This window comes from Arthrobacter sp. Y3224055 (assembly GCF_059090825.1).
In genome coordinates this window covers 158,481-180,710 of the sequence record NZ_JBNHGB010000001.1, presented here as the reverse complement: position 1 = coordinate 180,710, position 22,230 = coordinate 158,481, and the positions used below count along the sequence as shown (strand labels likewise).

General features: G+C 68.9%; 18 protein-coding genes. 10 read left to right on the top strand and 8 right to left on the bottom strand.

Features of this window, described 5'->3' with window-relative positions; translation table 11 throughout:
* The first annotated feature begins 152 nt into the window (after nucleotides 1-152).
* Nucleotides 153-1,517 (top strand): phosphoglucosamine mutase, encoded by a 1,365-nt coding sequence (glmM, locus tag AC5RTY_RS00805; RefSeq protein ID WP_494025449.1) that lies wholly within the window; start codon nucleotides 153-155, stop codon nucleotides 1,515-1,517.
* Between the two features lie 87 nt (nucleotides 1,518-1,604).
* Here the strand turns inward: glmM and AC5RTY_RS00800 are convergent, their stop codons facing one another.
* The 4 genes from AC5RTY_RS00800 to coaA all read right to left on the bottom strand — a co-directional run bounded on the left by AC5RTY_RS00800 (nucleotide 1,605) and on the right by coaA (nucleotide 5,173).
* Entirely contained in the window at nucleotides 1,605-2,585 is a 981-nt protein-coding gene (locus AC5RTY_RS00800) for an SMP-30/gluconolactonase/LRE family protein (RefSeq protein ID WP_494025450.1), read from the bottom strand.
* Between the two features lie 165 nt (nucleotides 2,586-2,750).
* Entirely contained in the window at nucleotides 2,751-3,149 is a 399-nt protein-coding gene (mscL, locus tag AC5RTY_RS00795; RefSeq protein ID WP_494022525.1) for a large conductance mechanosensitive channel protein MscL, read from the bottom strand.
* A 115-nt stretch (nucleotides 3,150-3,264) separates the two neighbouring features.
* On the bottom strand, nucleotides 3,265-4,194 hold the full coding sequence (locus AC5RTY_RS00790) for a M15 family metallopeptidase (protein ID WP_494025451.1): 930 nt from the start codon (nucleotides 4,192-4,194) through the stop codon (nucleotides 3,265-3,267).
* A gap of 1 nt (nucleotide 4,195) precedes the next feature.
* Nucleotides 4,196-5,173 (bottom strand): type I pantothenate kinase, encoded by a 978-nt coding sequence (coaA, locus tag AC5RTY_RS00785; RefSeq protein ID WP_494000427.1) that lies wholly within the window; start codon nucleotides 5,171-5,173, stop codon nucleotides 4,196-4,198.
* 150 nt (nucleotides 5,174-5,323) lie between these two features.
* Here coaA and glmS point away from each other — a divergent pair, with 150 nt between their 5' ends.
* Together glmS and AC5RTY_RS00775 are read left to right on the top strand one after the other, a co-directional pair.
* Nucleotides 5,324-7,225 carry a glutamine--fructose-6-phosphate transaminase (isomerizing) gene (gene glmS, locus AC5RTY_RS00780; RefSeq protein ID WP_494000426.1) on the top strand — a complete coding sequence of 634 codons (1,902 nt, stop codon included), beginning with the start codon at nucleotides 5,324-5,326 and terminating at the stop codon, nucleotides 7,223-7,225.
* Nucleotides 7,226-7,465: 240 nt separating this feature from the next.
* A complete protein-coding gene (locus AC5RTY_RS00775) occupies nucleotides 7,466-7,816 on the top strand; it encodes a holo-ACP synthase (protein ID WP_494022527.1) in 351 nt (116 codons plus the stop codon).
* A 32-nt stretch (nucleotides 7,817-7,848) separates the two neighbouring features.
* On the opposite strand, the gene AC5RTY_RS00770 is transcribed toward AC5RTY_RS00775, so the two are convergent.
* On the bottom strand, nucleotides 7,849-8,409 hold the full coding sequence (locus AC5RTY_RS00770; protein WP_494000424.1) for a dihydrofolate reductase family protein: 561 nt from the start codon (nucleotides 8,407-8,409) through the stop codon (nucleotides 7,849-7,851).
* A gap of 250 nt (nucleotides 8,410-8,659) precedes the next feature.
* On the opposite strand from AC5RTY_RS00770, the gene AC5RTY_RS00765 reads away from it, so the two are divergent.
* Nucleotides 8,660-9,049 carry a VOC family protein gene (locus tag AC5RTY_RS00765; protein ID WP_494138809.1) on the top strand — a complete coding sequence of 130 codons (390 nt, stop codon included), beginning with the start codon at nucleotides 8,660-8,662 and terminating at the stop codon, nucleotides 9,047-9,049.
* A 12-nt stretch (nucleotides 9,050-9,061) separates the two neighbouring features.
* On the opposite strand, the gene AC5RTY_RS00760 is transcribed toward AC5RTY_RS00765, so the two are convergent.
* Entirely contained in the window at nucleotides 9,062-9,445 is a 384-nt protein-coding gene (locus AC5RTY_RS00760; protein ID WP_494074096.1) for a hypothetical protein, read from the bottom strand.
* A gap of 15 nt (nucleotides 9,446-9,460) precedes the next feature.
* A complete protein-coding gene (locus AC5RTY_RS00755) occupies nucleotides 9,461-11,140 on the bottom strand; it encodes a glycoside hydrolase family 10-like protein (protein ID WP_494138808.1) in 1,680 nt (559 codons plus the stop codon).
* A gap of 316 nt (nucleotides 11,141-11,456) precedes the next feature.
* On the opposite strand from AC5RTY_RS00755, the gene glgX reads away from it, so the two are divergent.
* The 6 genes from glgX to AC5RTY_RS00725 all read left to right on the top strand — a co-directional run bounded on the left by glgX (nucleotide 11,457) and on the right by AC5RTY_RS00725 (nucleotide 21,459).
* Nucleotides 11,457-13,715 carry a glycogen debranching protein GlgX gene (glgX, locus tag AC5RTY_RS00750; protein WP_494138807.1) on the top strand — a complete coding sequence of 753 codons (2,259 nt, stop codon included), beginning with the start codon at nucleotides 11,457-11,459 and terminating at the stop codon, nucleotides 13,713-13,715.
* Nucleotides 13,712-16,021 (top strand): malto-oligosyltrehalose synthase, encoded by a 2,310-nt coding sequence (gene treY / locus AC5RTY_RS00745; protein ID WP_494138806.1) that lies wholly within the window; start codon nucleotides 13,712-13,714, stop codon nucleotides 16,019-16,021. The genes glgX and treY overlap by 4 nt, the downstream gene beginning before the upstream one ends.
* Nucleotides 16,018-17,877: a malto-oligosyltrehalose trehalohydrolase gene (gene treZ / locus AC5RTY_RS00740; RefSeq protein ID WP_494110128.1), complete on the top strand. Its 1,860-nt coding sequence runs from the start codon at nucleotides 16,018-16,020 to the stop codon at nucleotides 17,875-17,877. The genes treY and treZ overlap by 4 nt, the downstream gene beginning before the upstream one ends.
* A 14-nt stretch (nucleotides 17,878-17,891) precedes the next feature.
* A complete protein-coding gene (locus tag AC5RTY_RS00735; protein ID WP_494138805.1) occupies nucleotides 17,892-19,604 on the top strand; it encodes an NAD(P)H-hydrate epimerase in 1,713 nt (570 codons plus the stop codon).
* A 23-nt stretch (nucleotides 19,605-19,627) separates the two neighbouring features.
* Nucleotides 19,628-20,668, top strand: coding sequence for an L-glyceraldehyde 3-phosphate reductase (mgrA, locus tag AC5RTY_RS00730; protein ID WP_494012667.1), 1,041 nt, complete (start codon nucleotides 19,628-19,630; stop codon nucleotides 20,666-20,668).
* Nucleotides 20,669-21,018: 350 nt separating this feature from the next.
* The gene (locus AC5RTY_RS00725; RefSeq protein WP_494049565.1) at nucleotides 21,019-21,459 is read left to right on the top strand and encodes a hypothetical protein; all 441 of its coding nucleotides are present in this window, start codon (nucleotides 21,019-21,021) and stop codon (nucleotides 21,457-21,459) included.
* Between the two features lie 179 nt (nucleotides 21,460-21,638).
* Here the strand turns inward: AC5RTY_RS00725 and AC5RTY_RS00720 are convergent, their stop codons facing one another.
* On the bottom strand, nucleotides 21,639-22,100 hold the full coding sequence (locus AC5RTY_RS00720) for a DUF3817 domain-containing protein (RefSeq protein WP_494049566.1): 462 nt from the start codon (nucleotides 22,098-22,100) through the stop codon (nucleotides 21,639-21,641).
* Nucleotides 22,101-22,230 lie beyond the last annotated feature (130 nt).

Genomic DNA, 22,230 nt, shown 5'->3' with positions numbered 1-22,230 from the left:
GCCTCGCGTGTGTTTAAGCGGCCTGTTGCGAGGGGGCGGACCGGGGTGTAAGACCGCTTGCGGCGGGGTCAGCGGCTAAAACAGGGCGCAGCACGCGACCGCCGGCGGGAGGTGAACCGGCTCCTTGGTGCGCTGCCGTAAAATAGGTCGCGATGTCTAGATTATTTGGTACCGACGGAGTCCGCGGACTGGCCAACGGATTGATCACTGCAGAGCTGGCGCTCGAGGTCGCGCAGGCGGCCGCAGTGGTCCTTGGCCACCGGCAAGTTGAAGACGGCAAGCGCCCGACGGCGGTGATCGCCCGCGACCCGCGCGCCAGCGGCGAGTTCATCAGCGCCGCCGTGGAGGCCGGCCTCGCCAGTGCGGGCGTCGATGTCTACGACGCCGGGGTGCTGCCCACCCCTGCGGCCGCTTACCTGGTGGGGGACCTGGCGGCCGACTTTGGCGTGATGATTTCCGCCTCGCACAATCCGGCCCCGGATAACGGCATCAAGTTTTTCGCCCGCGGCGGGCACAAGCTGCCGGACGAGGTCGAGGACGCGATCGAGCAGGAGATGGCGCAGCCGCGCGTCCGGCCCACGGGCGCAGAGATCGGACGTATCCAGCGTTTCGCAGACGCCGAAGACCGCTACATCCTGCACCTGCTGCAGACCCTGCCTTCCCGCCTGGAGGGCCTGAAAGTGGTTCTCGACTGCGCGCACGGCGCGGCCAGCGGCTGCTCGCCGGAGGTGTTCCGCGCCGCCGGTGCGGACATTGTGGTGATGGGTGCCGAGCCGGACGGGCTGAACATCAACGACGGCGTGGGGTCCACCCACCTGGAGAAGCTGCAGGCAGCCGTCGTCGAGCACGGCGCCGACCTGGGCATTGCCCACGACGGTGACGCCGACCGCTGCCTGGCCGTGGACGAGCGCGGCGACGTCGTGGACGGCGACCAGATCATGACCATCCTGGCGTTGGCCCTGCGCGACGCCGGCCGGCTCAAGGACGATGTCCTGGTCGCCACGGTCATGAGCAACCTCGGGATGAAGCTGGCCCTGCAGGATGCCGGCATCCGCATCCAGGAAACCGCCGTGGGCGACCGGTACGTGCTGGAATGCATGCGCGCCCACGGATACTCGCTGGGCGGCGAACAGTCCGGGCACGTGATCTTCTCGGAGTACGCGACCACCGGCGACGGCGTCCTGACCGGGCTGCAGTTGGCCGCACAGGTGGCCAAGTCCGGCAAGCCCCTTTCGGAGCTGTCGCAGCGGATGGTCCGGCTTCCCCAGGTCCTGATCAATGTCAAGGACGTGGACAAGTCCGGGGTCGAAACCAACCGGCCCCTCCAGCAGGCCGTGGCTGCCGCGTCCGCCGCGCTGGGTGGGACCGGACGGGTGCTGCTGCGCCCCTCCGGCACCGAGCCGGTCGTGCGCGTGATGGTCGAAGCCGCTGACATGGAAACCGCCCAGGCAACCGCCGAGGAGCTGGCCCGGACCGTGAAGGCGCACCTGTCGCTGGAGGCGGCCGCCGCCGAGTAGGGGCGCCGCCGCAGACTGGGCGGGCGGGAAGCCGGTCCGGCGGCCGGCGGACCTGCCGGGACCCAAGCACCGCGTGCGGGGCAGCCATCAGCGCCGGGCCTTCACCAGCACCACCTCGTAGCTGTCCGCCGTCGGCGGGTTCCCGGTGTCGAACTTCGCGTTCACGACGGCGAGTCGGCGGCCGAACAGCGCGGCGGTGGTCGGGGTCTGGAAAGCGTCACTGGTGATCACGGACCGGACCTCCCCGGAGTCAATCCGGCGGTCCAGCCTGATCACGCTGATCTGGTTGTCCATGTTTTGGACCGCCCAAAGCCAGCGGCCCTTCAGCACCAACCCGTCGACGTTGGGGACGCTGACGCCGGAGATTTCGGCGCTGGCACCGGTTTCCGGGTTCACGGTGTACAGCGCAGCGTTGGCCGAGTGGGCCACAATCAGCTGCCGCCCGTGGTCGGCCGCCACTATGCCGTTCAGGTTGAACGCCGCGGGGGTTTCCGCGGCAGGGCCGCTCAGTTGCAATGTCCGCGGGCTGCCCAGCTGCCCGCGGTGACCGACCGGCACGAAGTACAGCTCGCCTTCGCGCGAGTTCGTAAACCAGGCGCCGCCCCGGCCAAGGGTTACGTCGTTGATGAAGGAGCCGGCGGGGTCGTTCAAACGGAACTCGGCCACAGGTTCCGCGGTCCGGGTGTTGTAAACATAGCCCTTGCCGGTAGGTCCGCCGGCCACGAAGAGCAGGTTCCGCCGCGTGTCGGCAGCCATGCCGACGGCGAACCGGCCGTCCGGGGCGTCGATGAACTTCTCGGCGGTGCCCCGCCGTACGTCGCCACGGAAGATATCGCCCGCCAGCAGGTCGCCGGCGTAGAAGGTGCTGCCACGGCCGGCGGCGATGCCCTCCGCGGACGTCGCGTCCGGCAGGTCGATGATTCGGTCCGTACACTCCGGTGACGAGCCGTGGGTGCCGGAGACAACGTGGCCGGCGGAAGCCGGCAGCCCCGTCAGCATCAGGGCGACGGCGGTCAGCAGGGCGGCGGCACATCGAGCCGCCAGGGAAAGGGGGAGGTGGGGTCGCATGGAGGTCACCTGATTCTTGCGTGATGGTGTCGGGAGTTCCCTCCAGCAGGCTCCCGATGGTGATGCTCATAGCGTACGCCGGGCCGGCGGAAACGTCAGGCCCTCCCGGAGGCGCTGCCCCAACGGCCCGCAGCGGCGGTAGCGGCCCGCTTCCGGACATCGCCCTTACGCCTGATTGCGTGCCTGCAGTGCGTCCCGAATCTCGGTGAGCAGCGCGACCTGAGGGTCGACGGCCTCTTCCTCCTTGTTGATCCCCAGGCGGCGGTTGCGCCGCTCGATCATATGGTTCATCGGTGCCACGATGACGAAGTAGATCGCCGAGGCGATGAGCAGGAAGTTCACGATGGCGGTCAGCAGGACGCCGAACGCGACGTCGTTCCCGTTGAAGTTCCAGAGCAGGAAACTGTCGAAATTCGGCGAGCCGACCAACCCGGCGATGAACGGCATCAGCACGCTGTTGACCAAGGCATTGACCACGCTCCCGAAGGCCCCGCCGATGATCACGGCCACGGCAAGGTCAATGACGTTGCCCTTCATTATGAACTCTTTGAATCCGTTTATCATGTGGCCAATGTAGCGCCTCGGGGCAGGGACCTGGGGGCGCGGGGGCAGGGGCAGGAGGCCGCCGGGGGATGGGGACGCCGCAAGATGGGGCCGCCGCGGGCGCGGCTGCGACCGCTCACGAATAGCGGGCGGCTCCGGGCAACCCGAAGTACTCCTCGAGCGTCTCGATGCCCCGTCTGGCCATGTCCGCGGCCACCTTCTTTCCCACGTAGCGCAGGTGCCAGGGTTCCGGCGAATAACCGGTCATGGCCTCGGCACCGGGCCGGTAGCGGATGATGAATCCGAAGCGTGCGGCGTTGTGGGCCGCCCAGTTGCCCGCCGCCGTCTCGGCGAAACACTGCTGCAGGTTGCAGATCCCGGTGGCGTCGCCGATGTCCAGGGACAGCCCGGTTTGGTGCTCCGAATAACCGGGCCGCGCCGAAATCATGTCCGCGGCGGCCTCGCTGCCGTGTTGCCGGACCCAGTGGTTGTAGGTGCTGGCCTGCGTCGCGTAGGACCGGAACCCGCTGATCATGATCATGAACGCGCCGTCGGCGGCGGCCGCGTTGAACATGTCCTCGGTGGCAGTTGCCACAGCGTCCCGCAGCAGCGCCGATTCCCCGCCCGCGCCCAGGGCCACCGCCGGCTGGCGCAGGTCTCCGGGGTAGTAGTCCAAGGGATCGAGCGGACGGGCCTTGTTGACGACGACGGCGATGCTCGCCGGATCCGTGTGGTCCTCCCCGGCGGCCGCGGCGCCGTCCTTCTTGCCGCCGCCCGCGCCGTCCTTCTGGCCGCCGCCCGCGGCCCCGCCCTTGCTTCCGCCGTCCTTCCGGCCGCCGCCGGTGGCGTCGCCGTCTTTCTTCGGAGCCTTCGGGCTTTGTTCGGGGACCGGAAGGGACGTGGTTTCCTCGGCCGGGGTCGGTGCCGGTGCAGTCGGTGCGGCCGTCGCCGTGCCGGCGGACGCGGCGGGAGGCGGAGCGGTTTCCCCCGCCGGGGCGCAACCGGTGAGCAGGGCCAGCGCGGCGGCCAGGCCGGCTGCGAGCACCGGCGCCCTCAGAACGGCCATGTCAGGTTTTCCGCAGCAGCATTCTGCGGATCGAGTGGTCCGCGTCCTTGGTGAGCACCAGCTGTGCCCGCCCGCGTGTCGGCAGCACGTTCTCCCTCAGGTTCGGTTCGTTGATCCGCCGCCAGATGCCCAGGGCCGTCTCGGTGGCCTCCTCGTCCGTGAGTGAGGCGTAGCGGTGGAAATAGGATTCCGGATCCGTAAAGGACGTCCGCCGCAGTTTGTGGAAACGGTTGACGTACCACTGCTCAATATAGGACGTCTTGGCATCCACATAAATGGAGAAGTCGAAGAAATCGCTGAGCGCCAGCCCGGTGCGTCCGTCCGCCCGCGGGCGCGCCGGAGCCAGGACGTTCAGGCCCTCCACGATCAACACATCCGGACGGTGGACCACCACTTCCTTGTCCGGCACGATGTCGTAGGTCAGGTGCGAATACCAGGGCGCATGCACTTCCTCTGCCCCGGACTTCACCTCGGACACGAACCGCAGCAGCGCCCGCTGGTCGTAGGACTCGGGGAAGCCCTTGCGTTCCATCAGCCCGCGCCGCGCCAGTTCGGCGTTGGGGTAGAGGAAACCGTCGGTGGTGACCAGCTCCACGTTCGGGGTGTCCGGCCAGCGCCGCAGCATCTCGCGCAGCACGCGGGCCGTGGTGGATTTCCCGACGGCGACCGATCCGGCCACGCCGATCACGAACGGTGTGCGGCGGCTGGTTTCGCCCAGGAAGGTGGTGGTGGCCTTGTGCAGCTCGCCGGCCGCGCCCACATACAGGTTGAGCAGCCGGGAGAGCGGCAGGTAGACCTCGCGGACCTCGTCCAGGTTCAGGGCATCGCCCAGGCCCCGGAGCCGCTCGATATCGTCCTGGTCCAGGGGCTGTTCAATCTCGTTGGACAGCCGGGACCAGGTCTGCCGGTCCAGCTCCACGAATGGTGTGAAGTTACTCTCACCGTTGGACGCCGTCGTCTTCGGTGTCGCATCAGTCACCTATGAATTGTGCCTGCTGCGGGATTCAAATCCCAAAAGGCGCCCCGCTGCGGCGCGGCGGATTGCCCCGTCCCGCCTCCCATCGGCCGCCGGGACGGCGTGCGGAACCCTCTGTCGGTGACGGTCCCGCGGGCAGGTACCCTTAATCCCATGTGTGGAATCGTAGGTTATGTTGGCCGCCGCGACGGCGGGGCCGGAGTCAGCGCTGCTGATCACAGCGCCCTGGACGTCGTTCTCGAGGGCCTTCGCCGCCTGGAATACCGCGGTTACGATTCCGCGGGAGTGGCAGTCATCTCCAGCTCCGGAATCGAGGCGCGAAAGAAGTCGGGCAAGCTGAGCAATCTGCTGGACGAGCTCGAGTCCGCCCCGCTGCCCGAGTCGCTGACCGGCATCGGGCACACCCGCTGGGCCACGCACGGCGGCCCCACCGACGAAAACGCGCACCCGCACCTGGCCGACGGCGACAAGCTCGCCGTGATCCACAACGGCATCATCGAGAACTTCGCCGAGATCCGTGCCTCCATGCTGGCCAAGGGCCACACGTTCCGCTCGGAAACGGACACCGAGGTGGCCGCGGTGCTGCTCGGGGACCTCTACCGTTCCCTGGTCGCCGAGGATCCCGCCACCGCGACCCTGGCCAAGGCCATGCAGCTCGCCTGCCAGCGGCTGGAGGGCGCCTTCACCCTGCTGGCCATCCACCAGGACCAGCCCGACGTCGTCGTTGCCGCGCGCCGTAACTCGCCGCTCGTCGTCGGACTGGGCGAGGGCGAGAACTTCCTGGGCTCCGACGTCTCCGGCTTCATCGACTTCACCCGCCGCGCCGTGGAGCTGGAGCAGGACCAGATCGTGACCATCACCCCCGACTCCTTCGAGATCACCGACTTCTTCGGCAATGCCGCCCAGGGCACCGAATTCGAGGTGAACTGGGATGCCGCCGCCGCGGAGAAGGGCGGCTACCCGTCCTTCATGGAGAAGGAAATCAATGACCAGCCCGAGGCGGTCGGCCAGACCCTGCTGGGCCGCTCGGACCTGCACGGCCGGCTGACCCTGGACGAGCTGCGGATCGACCCGGAGCTGCTCAAGACCGCCAACAAGATCATCGTGCTGGCCTGCGGCACATCGGCCTACGCCGGCCAGGTGGCGAAGTACGCGATCGAGCACTGGTGCCGCATCCCGGTGGAGGTCGAACTCTCGCACGAGTTCCGGTACCGTGACCCGATCGTGGACGCCAACACCCTGATTGTGGCCATCTCCCAGTCCGGCGAGACCATGGACACCCTGATGGCCGTCCGGTACGCCAAGGAGCAGGGAGCCAAGGTCCTCGCGATCTGCAACACCAACGGTTCGACCATCCCGCGCGAGGCCGACGCCGTGCTGTACACCCACGCCGGACCCGAGATCGCCGTCGCCTCGACCAAGGCCTTCCTGGCGCAGATCACCGCAGCCTACCTGCTGGGCCTCTACCTGGCGCAGCTGCGCGGGAACAAGTTCCAGGGCGAGATCAAGGACATCCTGGCCGACCTTGGCAAGATCCCAGCGAAGATCCAGAGCGTGCTGGACAACGCCAAGGACATCAAGGACCTGGCCGTGCTCATGGCCGAGAGCAAGTCGGTGCTGTTCCTGGGCCGGCACGTCGGCTTCCCCGTCGCCATGGAGGGCGCGCTGAAGCTTAAGGAGTTGGCCTACATCCACGCCGAAGGCTTCGCCGCAGGCGAGCTCAAGCACGGGCCGATCGCCCTGATCGAGGAAGGCCAGCCGGTCTTCGTGGTGGTACCTTCGCCGCGCGGCCGCAACTCGCTGCACGCCAAGGTCGTCTCGAACATCCAGGAAATCCGCGCCCGCGGCGCCAAGACCATTGTCATCGCCGAGGAAGGCGACGTCTCCGTCAAGGATTTCGCCGAGTTCGTCTTCTACGTTCCCGAGACGCCTACGCTGCTGGCTCCGCTGCTCACCACGGTCCCGCTGCAGATCTTCGCCTTGGCACTGGCGACGGCCAAGGGCTACGACGTGGACCAGCCGCGCAACCTGGCCAAGAGCGTCACCGTCGAGTAGCAGGCAGTTGGCAGGCATGTCCACCCGGTTGCTCTTCGCGGCGCCCCGGTCTCCGTACAACAGGATCGGGGCCTGCTCCGTTCCCAGACGTCCAGTCCGCGCCCGCCACGCGGCGCTCCGGCGGCGCGTCCGGCTGCTGTCCGTGCCGCCCGTGCGGTGCACCCTGATTTCCACCGGGGAGCCGGTCCTGGCTCCGCGGTGCGCCCGCTCGCCGTGGTCGGTTCGGGCGGGAGCCGAAGAATGATCGTGGGCATCGGCGTGGACGTGGTGGAAGTTTCCCGGTTCCGCCGGCAGTTGCAGCGCACCCCGGCCTTGCTGGAGCGACTGTTTACGCCAGCGGAACGCGAGCTCACTACCCGGTCCTTGGCCGCCCGCTTCGCGGCCAAGGAAGCGATCGCCAAGGCACTGGGGGCTCCGGCCGGCATGAACTGGCAGGACTGCACCATCTGTGTCGACGCGGGGGGAGACCCCTACCCGGAATTCACCGGCACTGTCGCCGCGGCGTCCGCGGCCAGGGGTGTGAAGTTCTGGCACCTGTCCATGAGCCACGACGGCGACCTGGCAACTGCCATGGCGGTCGCCGAGAAGTAGCGGCCGGCAGCCGGGCGCGCGTCGAGCCCGGGCTAACGTTCCACCCGATAGTGCAGGTACACGACGCCGTTGCCGAAGCGGCGCTCGTCCAGCAGTTCGAGCCCGACTCTCAGGTCCTCCGCCAGAAAGCGCTTCCCGCCGCCCACCACGACCGGCGAGACGAAAAACAGGCATTCATCGACCAGTCCCGCCGCGAAGGCGTGGCCGGCCAGGTCGGGCCCGCTGATGCTCAGGTCCGCCGCTGCCGAGGCCTTCAGGCGCCGCACCGCCTCCGGCTCGAATTCCCGCTCGATCCGGGTTCGGGCGCTTGAAACCGTCTGCAGGGTCCGGGAATAGACCACCTTGTCCTTCCGCAGCCACGACTCCGCGAAGGCCCGCTCGACCGGGGAAACCTCCGGGCCGTCGGGCACGGTTTCCCAGACGGCCATCACCTCGTACATGCGCCGGCCGAAGAGATAGGTGCCCACCCGTCCCTCCAAGTCGTTGACGAAGGAATGCACCTCCTCGTCGGGAACGCTCCAGTCGAAGTTGCCGTCCCGGTCGGCAATGTAGCCGTCCAGCGACATGATTGCGGAATACAGCAGCTGTGCCACGATGACTCCTGGGCTATTGGGCAGGGCGGGGGAGCGTCCGCCCATTGTTCCCCAACCTTGCGCATCGGCGGAAGGTCGGGGCTGTCGTTCCGGCCCGCTGCGCTGTTCCGGATCGCTGTGCTGTGCCGGCTCACTCCGCCGTCGCGATCGCCGTCGGGGGGACCGGTACCCGGCCCTGTTCCGGGCAAAGCGTGCGATGTATCCTGACAGCCGGCGCCCGCCGCTAGCCGCACATTGAGGGGGAAGAGCCGTGCCAGCATCGGAGCAGTACGCCAGCGTCCGCTACCTCGTGGACGACGTCGGGGCGGCCGTGGACTTCTACACCGGTCATTTCGGCTTCACCGTCAACATGCGCTCGCCCGCCTTCGCCGACCTGACGCGGGGGCCGCTGCGGCTGTTGCTCTCCGGGCCGGCAAGCTCGGGGGCGCGCGCGACCCCACCGGATTATCCGGCCGCCGGGCGCAACCGCATCCACCTGGTCGTGCAAGACCTGGACGCGGAGATCGACCGGCTGCGCGGGGCGGGACTGTCGTTCCGCAGCGAAGTGGTTGCCGGTCCCGGCGGACGTCAGATACTGCTCGCCGACCCGGCTGGAAATCTGGTGGAACTGTTCCAGCCCGCAGGGCAGGGGGCAGGGTAACGGCGCCCGTCTTCAGCTGCCGCCCAGGCTTTTGACGTACGCATACGCCTCGTCGACGACGCTGAGCCACTGTTGCCCGGCAGCCGACGCGTCGCCGGCCGCCGACGCGTCGTCGGCGATCGCCGGGAAGGCCACCCATTCCTTCATCGTCCGGCGTCCCATCGTGACCGGTTCCGCCGCTCCGGAAGCAACAAACTCTTCCGCGCGCTGCCGCGGAACCTTCACGATCAGCCGGCCGCCGTGGCCGAGGAACGCGAAGATCTTTCCGGCCACCCTCAGCCCGTCACTGCGGAACATGGTGCCGCGTTCGACCAGCGGGTCGTCCGCAAACCGGCGGGCGAGAGTCTCCAGCAGGACGAGACCCTGGTCGCCGTCTGATGGGGAGGCAGGCGTCATGGCTTCGTCCCGGCGTCAGGCTCGGATGAAGATGGCGGATGCGGCCGCGGATTCGACCATGAGGTCGCTCATGCCGACCACCACGTACCAGTACGTGCGTCCCCGGACGGCGCCCGTGTCCACGAACCTTTCGGGATTGCCGCGGCGGCGGTGCACGCGCCGGAGGGCTCCCGCCTGCGAGGGAATGAACGCCGCCGCGGCGCCGTCGGACTCCCAGCGGTAGATGGCATAGTGCCTCGGCAACGTCCCGCTCGTCGCCCCCCGCCAGACGAGCTCGACGCCGGTTCCGTTCCACCGGGCGCTGGCGATCAGCGGCGCGTAGGGTCGCTGGGCGCCCAGGTGGGACATCACCGGGGTCATCGCCACGCGCCGGTAGAACTTGTCCTGGACGAGGCCGATGCCGCCCAGCCGATTGGCCCGGACGGACTTGGCGGAGAAGTAAACCTGGCCGCGCACCGCCGGCGTGGCCCGGCATTTCGCCGTGTGGTTGTAGAGCTCGCGGGGGTCCTGCCAGTCGGCCCCCTGGGCGGGGTCGCCCACCTTGTAGGCCGCCTCGCCGATGTAGAGCTTGCAGGCCGTGCCGCCCACCTGAGCCGCCCACCAGTTGACCAGCGTGTTGTAATCGGCAGCCGGGTTCCCCTGGTGCCAGTACAGCTGCGGGACCACGTAGTCCAGCCAGCCTTGCTTGACCCAGAGCCGGGAGTCGGCGTACGTGGCGTCGTAGCTCTGCAGGCCGGAGGTGGCGGAGCCCAGGCTGTCGGTCGATCGGTTGCGCCAGATGCCGAAGGGGCTGATGCCGAACAGCATCCGGGGTTTGGCCGCGAAGATCGCGGCGCTGAGGTCGCGGACGAAAGCATTGACGCTGCGCCGCCGGAAATCCGCCACGCTCTCGCCGGCCAACCGGTAGGCATTGTAGGCAGCCGAGTCCGGGATGGTTTGCCCCGCGACCGGGTAGGGATAGAAATAGTCGTCGAGGTGGACGCCGTCCACGTCGTACTTGGCAACGACTTCGGTGATCACCTTGATGATGTAGCTGCGGACGGCGGGGATGCCGGGGTTGTAATAGCGCCGGCCGCCGTAGGCGAAGCTCCAGCCCGGGTTTTTCCGCGCCGGATGCCAGGAAATCAGGTCCGCCGGGTCCGCCGTCATGGACACACGGAACGGGTTGAACCAGGCATGCAAATGCAGGTTGCGGGCATGCGCCTGGCCGATCGCGTAGGCCAGCGGATCGTACCCGGGATTGCGCCCCTGGGTGCCGGTCAGGTAGCGGGACCACGGCTCTCCCGCCGTCGACGGCCAAAAGACGTCAGCTGCGGGACGGACCTGCAGCAGCACGGCGTTGAGGTTCCGGCTGCGGGCAAGGTCCAGCCAGCTGCGCAGTTCGGCCTGCTGAACGGCCGCCGACAGGCCGGGGCGCGACGGCCAATCGATGTTCAGCACGGTGGAGAGCCAGAAGCCCCGGAACTCGTGCTTGGGCGCGTCCGTGACCCGCGCCCGTTCACGGGCGGTAATGCGGTAGACCCGGTTGATGACCGCCGCCGCGAGGCTGACCTCCAGCGGACCGCCGGGGGCCGTTGCCGCGCGGGAGAGGCCGCCGCCCAACAGGCCTGCCGCGCCGAGCACGGTGAGGGCGGTCGCCGTCGTGAATTGGCGCCGGGAGACAGCGCCTGGGGAACCGGAACCGCTGCCAGTCATGGCCAGCCCTGCCTCACGCGAACCTGATGGTAGCTCCACGATACGCCCGCATTCGTGCCGCCGACAGTGGCGGAAACCGTGATGCCGACAGTGGCAGAGACCGTGACGCGGGCCGGCGGGTTGGCCGTGGCCGGGCCGGCGCCATGGTGTGCCGCAGCCCGTGTGTTCAACGCAACGAGCGCCGGGGCAGCGGGCCGGAAACGCCTGCCGCGCCGGCTCGGGTTGCCCGCCGGGCGGACAACCGGGGGATATCCATTGTCAGGACCATGGGGTATGAAGGGAACAGGGACCACAACCGATCATCAGGAGTTTGCACATGGAAGTTTGGCCGGGAGACGCCTATCCGCTGGGGGCCACGTATGACGGCAACGGCACCAATTTCGCCGTGTTCAGCGAGGCAGCGGAGGCCGTTTTCCTGTGCCTGTTCGACGACGACGGGGCCGAGACCAGGATCGAGCTCAAGGACGTCGACGGCTACGTCTGGCACTGCTACCTTCCGCAAGTCCAGCCGGGACAGAAGTACGGCTTCCGGGTGGACGGGCCGTACGACCCGGGCCAGGGGCAGCGCTGCAATGTTAACAAGCTGCTGCTGGACCCCTACGCGAAGGCCGTCAGCGGCCAGATCGACTGGGCCCAGCCACTGTTCGGCTACAACTTCGGGGACGAGGACTCCCGCAACGACGAGGACTCTGCCGGGCACATGATGCTCGGCGTCGTCGTGAATCCGTTCTTTGACTGGGACGGCGACCGCAAGCCGCGCACCCCCTATCACCGCTCGGTGATCTACGAGGCCCACGTGAAGGGCCTGACCCAGCTGCACCCGGAAATCCCGGAAGAACAGCGCGGTACCTACGCGGGCATCGCGCATCCGGCGGTCATCGGGCACTTGCAGAAGCTGGGCGTCACCGCGATCGAGCTGATGCCGGTGCACCAGTTCGTCAACGACAGCACGCTCCAGGAGAAGGGGCTGTCCAACTACTGGGGCTACAACACCATCGGCTTTTTCGCGCCGCAGAACACGTATTGTTCCTCCGGCGACACCGGGCAGCAGGTGCAGGAGTTCAAGGCAATGGTCCGGGAACTGCATCTGGCGGGCATCGAGGTGATCCTCGACGTCGTGTACAACCACACGGCCGAGGGCAACCACCTGGGCCCGACGCTGTCCTTCCGCGGACTCGACAACGCGGCCTACTACCGGCTGGTCGAGGACCAGCAGCAGTACTACATGGACTACACCGGCACGGGAAATTCGCTGAACGTGCGCCACCCCCATTCGCTGCAGCTGCTGATGGACTCGCTGCGCTATTGGGCATCGGAAATGCACGTGGACGGCTTCCGCTTCGACCTTGCCTCCACCCTGGCCCGGGAGTTCTACGACGTGGACCGGCTGTCGACCTTCTTCGAAATGGTGCAGCAGGATCCGATCGTGTCCCAAACCAAACTCATCGCCGAACCGTGGGACATCGGCCCGGGCGGCTACCAGGTGGGCAACTTCCCGCCGCTGTGGACCGAGTGGAACGGCCTGTACCGGGACACGGTCCGCGACTTCTGGCGGGGCGAGCCCTCAACGCTCGGCGAATTCGCCTCCCGCATCACCGGCTCTTCGGACCTGTACGAGGCCACGGGGCGGCGCCCGGTTGCCTCCATCAATTTCGTCACCGCCCACGACGGGTTCACGCTGCGGGACCTGGTGTCCTACAACGAGAAACACAATGAGGCCAACGGCGAAGACAATAACGACGGCGAATCGCACAACCGCTCGTGGAACTGCGGGGTGGAGGGGCCCTCCGACGACCAAGCGGTCCTCACCCTGCGCGCCCGCCAGCAGCGGAACTTCCTGGCCACCCTGCTGCTGAGCCAGGGCGTGCCGATGATCGCGCACGGGGATGAGCTGGGACGCACGCAGCAGGGCAACAACAACGTGTACTGCCATGACTCGGAATTGTCCTGGGTGGACTGGAACAACGTGGACCAGCCGCTGCTCGAGTTCGTGGCCACCGTCAACCGGTTAAGGGCCGAACACCCGACCTTCCGGCGGCGCACGTTCTTCGACGGGAAGCCGGTCCGCCGGGGCCAGGGCGAGCCGTTGAGCGACGTCGTCTGGCTGACCACGGAGGGAACACCGATGGAGCCCGAGGACTGGGACGAGGCCCTCGGCCGCTGCATCGGCGTCTTCCTCAACGGCCAGGGCATCCGCGGGCGCGACGACCGCGGGCAGCGGATCACGGACGAGCACTTCCTGGTGTACTTCAACGCCGCCGACGACGACGTGCCGTTCGTGCTGCCGCCGCGGGAGTACTCGTCGGCCTGGGACATCATCATCGACACGGCCGGCGGCGACCAACTGCCCGGCCCGCTGACGGCCGGAACGAAGGTGCCGGTCGCCGCCAAGTCCACGGTGGTCCTCAAGGCCCACACGGCGCCGGAAGAAGAGCCCGACCACTCGGTCGCCGCCTCCGTTGCCGCGATGGCCGAGGCGGAGCGGACGGCCGGGGCCGAGCCGGCCGCGGCCGAGCCGGACGGGGAACCCGGGCAGCAGGGCGCCGGGAGCGAGACGGGGCAGGCGAAAGGATGAGGGCCCCGGCTTCGACCTACCGGCTGCAGATCAGGGAATCGTTCACGCTTTATGACGCCGCCGAGCTGCTGCCCTACCTGCACCGGCTCGGCGTCGACTGGGTGTACCTGTCGCCCCTGCTGACCGCGGAGCCGGGGTCCGACCACGGCTACGACGTTGTCGACTTCAGCGCGGTGGATCCGGCCCGGGGCGGGATCGACGGGCTGCGGACGCTCTCCGCCGCCGCCCGGAAGAACGGGATGGGCGTCCTGGTGGATATCGTGCCGAACCACATGGGCGTGGCCACCCCGGCCAACAACCGCTGGTGGTGGTCGCTGCTGTCGGAGGGCCGCGGCTCCCGCTATGCGGAAGCGTTCGACATCGACTGGGATGCCGGCGGCGGCAAGCTCCGGCTGCCCGTGCTGGGCGACGGCGACGCGGAACTCGAGGCGTTGGAGCTGGCGGACGGCGAGCTGCGCTACTACGACCACCGCTTTCCCCTCGCCGAGGGGACCGGCGACGACGGCGCTACCGCCCGCGAAGTCCATGAGCGCCAGCACTACCAGCTGGTGAACTGGCGGCGGGCCGATGCCGAACTCAATTACCGCCGGTTCTTCGGCGTCAACTCCCTGGCCGGGGTCCGGGTGGAAGTGCCGTGGGTCTTCGACGAATCCCACGCCGAGATCAAGCGCTGGTTCGACGAGGGCCTGGTCGATGGGCTGCGCGTGGACCATCCCGACGGGCTGGCCGACCCCAAGGGCTATCTGCAGCGGCTGCACGAGTTGACCGGCGGCGCCTACGTCCTGGTCGAGAAGATCCTGGAGCCGGGGGAGGAGCTGCCGGCCGACTGGGCCTGCGCGGGCACCACCGGGTACGACGCGCTGGCGGACGTGGACCGGCTGCTGGTCGATCCCGACGGGCGGGAGCGCCTCACCGACGCCGCCCCCGTCCAGCCCTACCAGCACATGATCCACGACACCAAGCGGGGCATTGCCGACGGTATCCTGCGCTCCGAGGTGCTGCGCCTGGCCCGGCTGGTTCCCGCCGGCACCGGCCTGGATTTCGAGACAGCGGCCGATGCGATCGCGGAACTGCTCAGCTGCTTCCCGGTGTACCGGAGCTACCTCCCGGTCGGCGCGCAGTACCTCGAGGAAGCCGGAATCGCCGCCCAGGTCCGCCGTCCCGACCTTGCCGACGCCGTCACCACCCTGCTGCCGCTGCTGAATCCGCAGGGAGTGCTCACCGAACTCGCGGTGCGGTTCCAGCAGACCTCCGGCATGGTGATGGCCAAGGGAGTGGAAGACACCGCGTTCTACCGCTACACCCGCCTGACCTCCCTGAACGAGGTGGGGGCGGACCCGTCGATCTTCGCGGTGGAGCCGTTCGAGCTCCACACCCGGTTGATCCGCCGGCAGCAGGAACAGCCGCTCGCCATGACCGCGCTGTCCACCCACGACACGAAGCGCAGCGAGGACACCCGGGCCCGCATCTCGGTGCTCGCGGAACTGGCGGACCAGTGGCCGGATTGGCTGGCCGAGCTGGACCGGCTGGCACCCTTCGGGGACCTGCCGTTCGCGGACCTGCTCTGGCAGGCGGCGCTGGGCGCGTGGCCGTTCAGTCGGGCACGGGCCCACGCCTACGCGGAGAAGGCCGCCCGGGAAGCGGGCAACAGCACCTCGTGGATCGACCCCGACCATGACTTCGAAAAACAACTCCACGCCGCCGTGGACGCGGCCTTCGACAACCCGGAGGTGAACCGGCTGCTGGTCAATCTGGCGGAGAGGATCAAGCCCTTCGGCTGGAGAAACTCCCTCTCGGCCAAGCTCATCCAGCTGACCATGCCCGGAGTGCCCGACGTCTACCAGGGCACCGAGTTCTGGGACCATTCGCTGGTGGACCCGGACAACCGCCGGCCGGTGGATTTCACCGCCCGCCGCCGGGCGCTGGACAACCTGGACCGGGACGGGACGCCGCCGGTGGACGACGGCGCGGCAGCCAAGCTGCTGGTGGTCGCCCGGGCGCTTCGGCTGCGCCGCGACCGGCCCGAGCTGTTCACCGGCTACGAGGTCGTCCCGGTCCGGGGCGCGGCGGCCGGCCACGCCTTCGGCTTCGACCGCGGCGGCGCCATCACGCTGGCCACCAGGCTCCCGGTGCGGCTGCAGCGCGACGGCGGGTGGCGGGACACCGCCGTCGTCCTGCCCGCCGGACGATACCGCGATGTGCTGAGCGGGCGGAGCCATGCCGGCAACGGCGTCCTGCCGTTGGCCGGCGTGCTGACGGAATTGCCGGTGGCGCTGCTGGTGCGCGAACAGGAGGAGACGTCATGAGCCGGGACTTCGCGCTGTGGGCCCCGCGTGCCGGAAGGGTGGAACTGCAGGCCGGCGCCGCACGGCTGCCGATGCAGGGCCCGGACGACGCCGGCTGGTGGCGTCTGGCAGACCCCGCGGCCGCGCCCGAGGGGGAGAGCGACTACGGCTATCTGCTGGACGGCGGGGACGCGGTGCTGCCGGATCCACGCTCGCGCCGCCAGCCGGACGGGGTGCACGGGATGTCCCGGACCTTCGACGCCGGGGCCCACGCCTGGCAGGACCAGGACTGGGTTTCGCCGGGGCTGGGCGGGGTGATCTACGAACTGCACATCGGCACGTTCACCTCCGAGGGGACGCTGGATTCCGCCGCGGCCAAGCTCGACTACCTGGCCGGGCTCGGGGTGGATTATGTGGAACTGCTGCCGGTCAACGCGTTCAACGGCACCCACAACTGGGGCTACGACGGAGTGCTCTGGTACGCGGTGCAGGAGAGCTACGGCGGGCCGGCCGCCTACCAGCGGTTCGTGGACGCCGCGCACGCCAAGGGCATCGGCGTCATCCAGGACGTGGTCTACAACCACCTGGGCCCCAGCGGAAACTACCTGCCGCGGTTCGGGCCGTACCTGAGCAGCGGCAGCGCCAACACCTGGGGCGAGTCCGTGAACCTGGACGGACCCGGATCGGACGAGGTCCGCCGCTTCATCATCGACAACGTGCTGATGTGGTTCCGCGACTACCACGTGGACGGCCTGCGACTGGATGCGGTGCACGCGCTGCGGGACGAGCGCGCCGTGCACATCCTCGAGGAGATCGCGGCTGCGACGGACGAGTGTGCCGCCGAGCTGGATAAGCCGTTGTTCCTGATCGCCGAGTCGGACCTCAACAATCCGCGGCTGATCGAGTCCCGGCAGGTGAACGGCTATGGCCTGGCCGGCCAGTGGAGCGATGACTTCCACCACGCCGTGCACGTGAACCTCACCGGCGAAACCAGCGGCTACTACGCCGACTTCGCCGGACTCGGAGCGCTGGAAAAGGTGCTGCGGGACGGCTTCTTCCACGACGGCGGCTATTCCTCGTTCCGGGAACGCCACCACGGCCGGCCGATCGACAAGGACCGGGTGACCGCCCGGCAACTGGTAGTCTGCACCCAGAACCACGACCAGATCGGCAACCGTGCCGCCGGAGACCGGCTCACCGGCACCCTCGGCTACGGGCAGCTGGCACTGGCCGCCGTGCTGAACCTGATGTCTCCGTTTACGCCGATGGTGTTCATGGGCGAGGAGTTTGCGGCGTCCACCCCGTGGCAATTCTTCACCTCCCATCCCGAACCGGAGCTCGGCGAGGCGACCTCCGCCGGTAGGCTCAAGGAGTTCGAGCGGATGGGCTGGGATCCCGCGGTAGTGCCCGATCCGCAGGACCCGGCGACGTTCCACAATTCCAAACTGGACTGGACCGAGCCCGCCACGGGCGACCATGCCCGGCTCCTCGAGCTCTACACCCGGCTGATCGCCCTCCGGAAGCAGCATCCGGAGCTGACGGAACCGGACTTCGCGTCCGCGTCGGTGGAGTCCCACGCGGAGGAGGGCTGGCTGATCCTGCGGCGCGGCTCCTTCGCGATCTGCTGCAACTTCTCCACCGAGCCGCGGCGGCTGCCTGTCGGGCCGGGCACACTGGTCCTGGCCACCGACGACGGCGCCACGCTCGCCGCCGGGGACAACGGCGGTCCCGCCGCCGGGGACGGCGCCGGCACCGGCAGCACCGCCGGCATCGCCGGCACAGCCGGCGGGACCGGGTCCGCTGAGGCCGCAGCAGTCGGCCGGCTGATGCTGCCCGCATACTCGGCCGCCATTGTCCGCAGCGTGCCCACCCGCTGAACCGAGGGGATTGCATGATCCGTGCCTGGTCCCCGGAGGACATCCGCGCCGCCGAACGGCCGCTGCTGGACGCCGGGCAGGGGCCGCTGCTGATGGCCCGCGCCGCGGCCGGGCTTGCGGCCGCCGTCATCCGGGAGCTGAAGCGCGTCCGGGGCCGGGTCTATGGCGCCCGGGTGGTGGTGCTGGCCGGCAGCGGCAACAACGGCGGCGACGCCCTCTTCGCCGCTGCCTCGGTGGCCCGTCGCGGTGCCATGGCGACGGCGGTGCTCACCTCGGAGCGGGTGCATGCGGCGGCGCTGGCCGCGTTCGAGAGGGCAGGAGGATCGGTGCTGCGGCTGGCGGCGGAAGGAGCCGGCGAGGGCCCGGCCCGCCAGGCCCCGAAGGCTGGTGAGGCTCCGCAGCTTCGGGAGGCTGCACGGGTCATCGGCGAGGCGGCCGCGACCTGTTGTGCCGCCGACGTGTTGGTCGACGGGATGTTGGGCACCGGCGCGTCCGGGGCACTGCGGGGACCGGCCCGGGAGCTGGTTCAAGCGGTCCTCGAACCGGAGCCGGGCCGCCGCCGCCCGCCGGTCGTGGCGTGCGACTTGCCCAGCGGCGTCGACGCCGAAACCGGCGAGGTGAACCACCCCGTGCTGCCGGCGGACCTCACGGTCACCTTCGGCGGAGCCAAGACCGGCCTGATGCTGGATCCCGCGGCGGCGCTCGCCGGCCGGGTGGAAACGGTGGACATAGGCATCGCGGACCTCCTTCCGGCGCCGCGGCTGCGGCGGCTCCAGGTACAGGATCTGGCCCGCTTGTGGCCCGTGCCCCGCCGAACCGACCACAAGTACACCCGCGGGGTGCTCGGTGTCGCCGCCGGCTCTGCGTCCTATCCCGGGGCTGCCCTGCTCGCGACCCAGGCTGCCACGGCAACCGGCGTGGGCATGATCCGCTACCTCGGCCCGGCCGAGGTGTGCCGCCAGATCAACGTGCGGACCCCCGAAGCCGTCTGCTCGCAGGAGTCCGTCGCCGCCTCCCGCGTCCAGGCGTGGCTGGTGGGGCCGGGAACCGACGGTGACGCGGAGCAGCACCGGCGCACCAGGGACGCCCTGGCGTCCGGGCTGCCGGTGATTGCCGACGCCGGTGCCTTCGACGTGCTGCCCGCGGAGCCGGGACCCCGGGTGGTGCTGACGCCCCACGCCGGCGAACTGGTGCGCATCCTCTCCGCCCAGGGCGTGGAGACCGACCGGGAGCACATCGAGGCGGCCCCCGCGGAGTTCGCCGCGCTGGCCGCCGGGCTCACCGGGGCCACCGTCCTGCTCAAGGGCTCCGTAACGGTGATCGCCGCCCCGGACGGCGCCCTGTTCAGCCAGGACGACGGCCCGGTATGGCTGGCCACGGCCGGTTCGGGCGACACCCTGGCCGGGATCCTCGGCGCGCTCGCGGCGACCGTCCGGACCGAAGACCTGGAGGCGGCCGGTTTCGCCGCGGCCGAGCACGGGGCGGTGGTGGCTGCCATGGCCGCCTGCCTGCACGGGCTCGCCGCGACGGAGGCATCCACGGAGGCATCCATGCGGGACGGCGCCGGTCGGGAGGCCCGGGCCCGGCCGCAGCCTCGGGGGACGGAAGGCCGCCCCGCAGGGCGGGAGTCGCCGCCGTCGTCACCGGGTGCGCCCCTGGCCGCCTCCGCTATCAGCGCCGCCCTCCCCGCGGTTGTGGGCAGGATCATTGCCGGTAGGGACCAGTAGCCGCACGATGGCATGATGAGGGGATGGCGTATGAGGCTGCAGAGAACCGGTACCAGAACATCCCCTACCGCCGGGTGGGCCGCAGCGGGCTGAAGCTGCCCGCCGTCTCGCTGGGCCTCTGGCACAACTTCGGCGACGACAAGCCGTTCGAAGTGCAGGGCGCGATCCTGCGCCGGGCCTTCGACCTGGGGGTGACGCACTTCGATGTGGCCAACAACTACGGCCCGCCGGAGGGCAGCGCCGAAACCAATTTCGGCCGGCACATGCGCCAGGATTTCCTGCCCTACCGGGACGAACTGGTGATCTCCACCAAGGCCGGCTACCTGATGTGGCCCGGCCCGTACGGCGAGTGGGGTTCGCGCAAATACCTGCTCTCCAGCCTGGACGCCTCGCTGAAGCGGATGGGGCTGGACTACGTGGACATCTTCTACAGCCACCGGCCCGACCCGAACACGCCGCTGGAGGAGACGATGGGCGCGCTGGACCAGGCCGTCCGGTCCGGCAAGGCCATGTACGCGGGCATCTCGTCCTACACCCCCGAGCAGACCCGGGAGGCCGCACGGATCATGCGCGCGCTGGGGACCCCGCTGCTGATCCACCAGCCCTCGTACTCGATGCTCAACCGCTGGGTGGAAGGCGGCAGCCCGAACCTGCTGGAAGTCCTGGAAGACGAAGGCATGGGTTGCATCGCGTTCTCGCCGCTGGCCCAAGGCATGCTCACCGACCGCTACCTGAACGGCATCCCCGGTGACTCCCGCGCCGCGCAGGACAAGTCGCTGTTCCCGCAGATGCTCTCCGACGAGAATCTGGACCGCGTCCGCGGGCTGAACCAGTTGGCGGCGGACCGAGGCCAGTCGCTGGCGCAGTTGGCCATCGCCTGGGTGCTCCGCCGGCAAGCCAAGGGCGCCCCGGTCACCTCGGCCTTGATCGGGGCCTCGAGCGTGCAGCAACTGGAGGACAGTCTCGCCGCCGTGGCCAAACTGGACTTCACGGCCGAGGAAGCAGACGCGATCAACCGGTTCGCGGTGGACTCCGACATCAACATCTGGAAGCCGCAGGGCTAGGGGCGCCAAGGCCTCCAAATGCGGTATCCGATCCGACTGGCCGAGGATTTCATTGATCAGGGGAAAAACCGCGTGACGGGGTACCCGGCGATTCCTGTTTCCACTACGCTGTAGGGGTGCCGACCGCACCGCAGGGGCACGGCGCGGGGCACCGGAGGCAGGATCCTCCCGAGGGATGGCAACCTCAAGTAACCACTGTTGGGCCGGGGGCAGTCCCGTCTTTTTTCCGGCACCAGTGAGCGGCAGCGGCGATAGGAAGCCGGGGGGCCCGCCAGGCCGCTCATCGATGACAGGCGGACGCGCCTTCCGCGTTCCCGGCCTCCCGGAAAAGCACGGAAGCACTCTCAGTAATGAAAACTTCAGCAAGACTGCGCGTGTGGTTGATGATGACCGGCGTTCTCCTGGGACTTCTCGCGTCAATCGGCGTAGCGGCACCGGCCGGTGCCAGCAGCGTGGCCGTACCTGCTTCGCATTCCGACCACGATTACGGCGACCACCACGACGACGACGCCACCCTGAAGCTGCGCATTTATGATGACGGCGATTACCGGGTAAGGGGCGAGGACTACGAAGCGAGGCGCGTCCACGTGTGGATCATCAACGTTTCGCGGGACCGCGTTGTGGATCATTTCTACGTCCGGACCCATGACGGCGACTTCACCATCCGTGGCGACGACCTGCGCTGCGACAGGACGTACAAGGCCGTCAGCTACAGCCGCGCCGACGGATGGGTGTCGAGCGACCGCGTCAAGTTCCGGTGCGACGACGACAACGGCCACGGCCACCACTAGGAGATCACCCTTAAGGTAGGTATCCCGCCAGGGGTGCCTTAACGGTGGGGAGGGACGGGGATCTCCCGGACCTCCCCACCGTCCTGAGCCACAGCATCACTAAAACGGCAGTGAGGAGCCGCAGGCCCGAAAACGGCGCCGGCGGCTCCTCACCGATGTGGTCCGGTGGTGACCCGGTTCTAGGCGAACCAGGTATCCGGCGGACCCATGTAGAGCAGCAAGCCGAAGACGGCGGCAACGGCTGCTATGACGACGGCGATGGCCGCCAGCGGGCGGGCGAGCACCGCCGCCTGCAGCTTTTCGAGGGTACCGTGCGGGGCGTCACCGCCTGCGCCGAGCCGCCAAACGTCGCCGAGCAGGCCGTGGCGGTCCATCGACTTCTCGACGGGAATCGTCGCATACGGAATGGCGGCGGAGGCCACGGCCAGGATGCCGCGGCCTGCGGACCACCTCTGGTTCACCCAGGTGAAGCAGGTGCTGACGACGTAGCAGAGGAAGACAAAGCCGTGCACGCCGCCCGCGATACTGACCGCCAGGCGTGCTTCCGGCACCAGCGACCGCAGGAGCAGGGCCAGTAACAGCAACGTCCACGTCACCGCCTCGGCGAAGGCGACGGTACGGAACAGGGTACGCGGAGACATGCACGTCCTAGGAGACTAGTTGGCTTCGGCACTGGTGCCATCGGGTGTCCTTGGGGGCACCCCCACTAATTTAGCCGAGGACCCGGCCACACCTGAAATGTTTCTGCACACGAGGCAACTTTGCATGGTG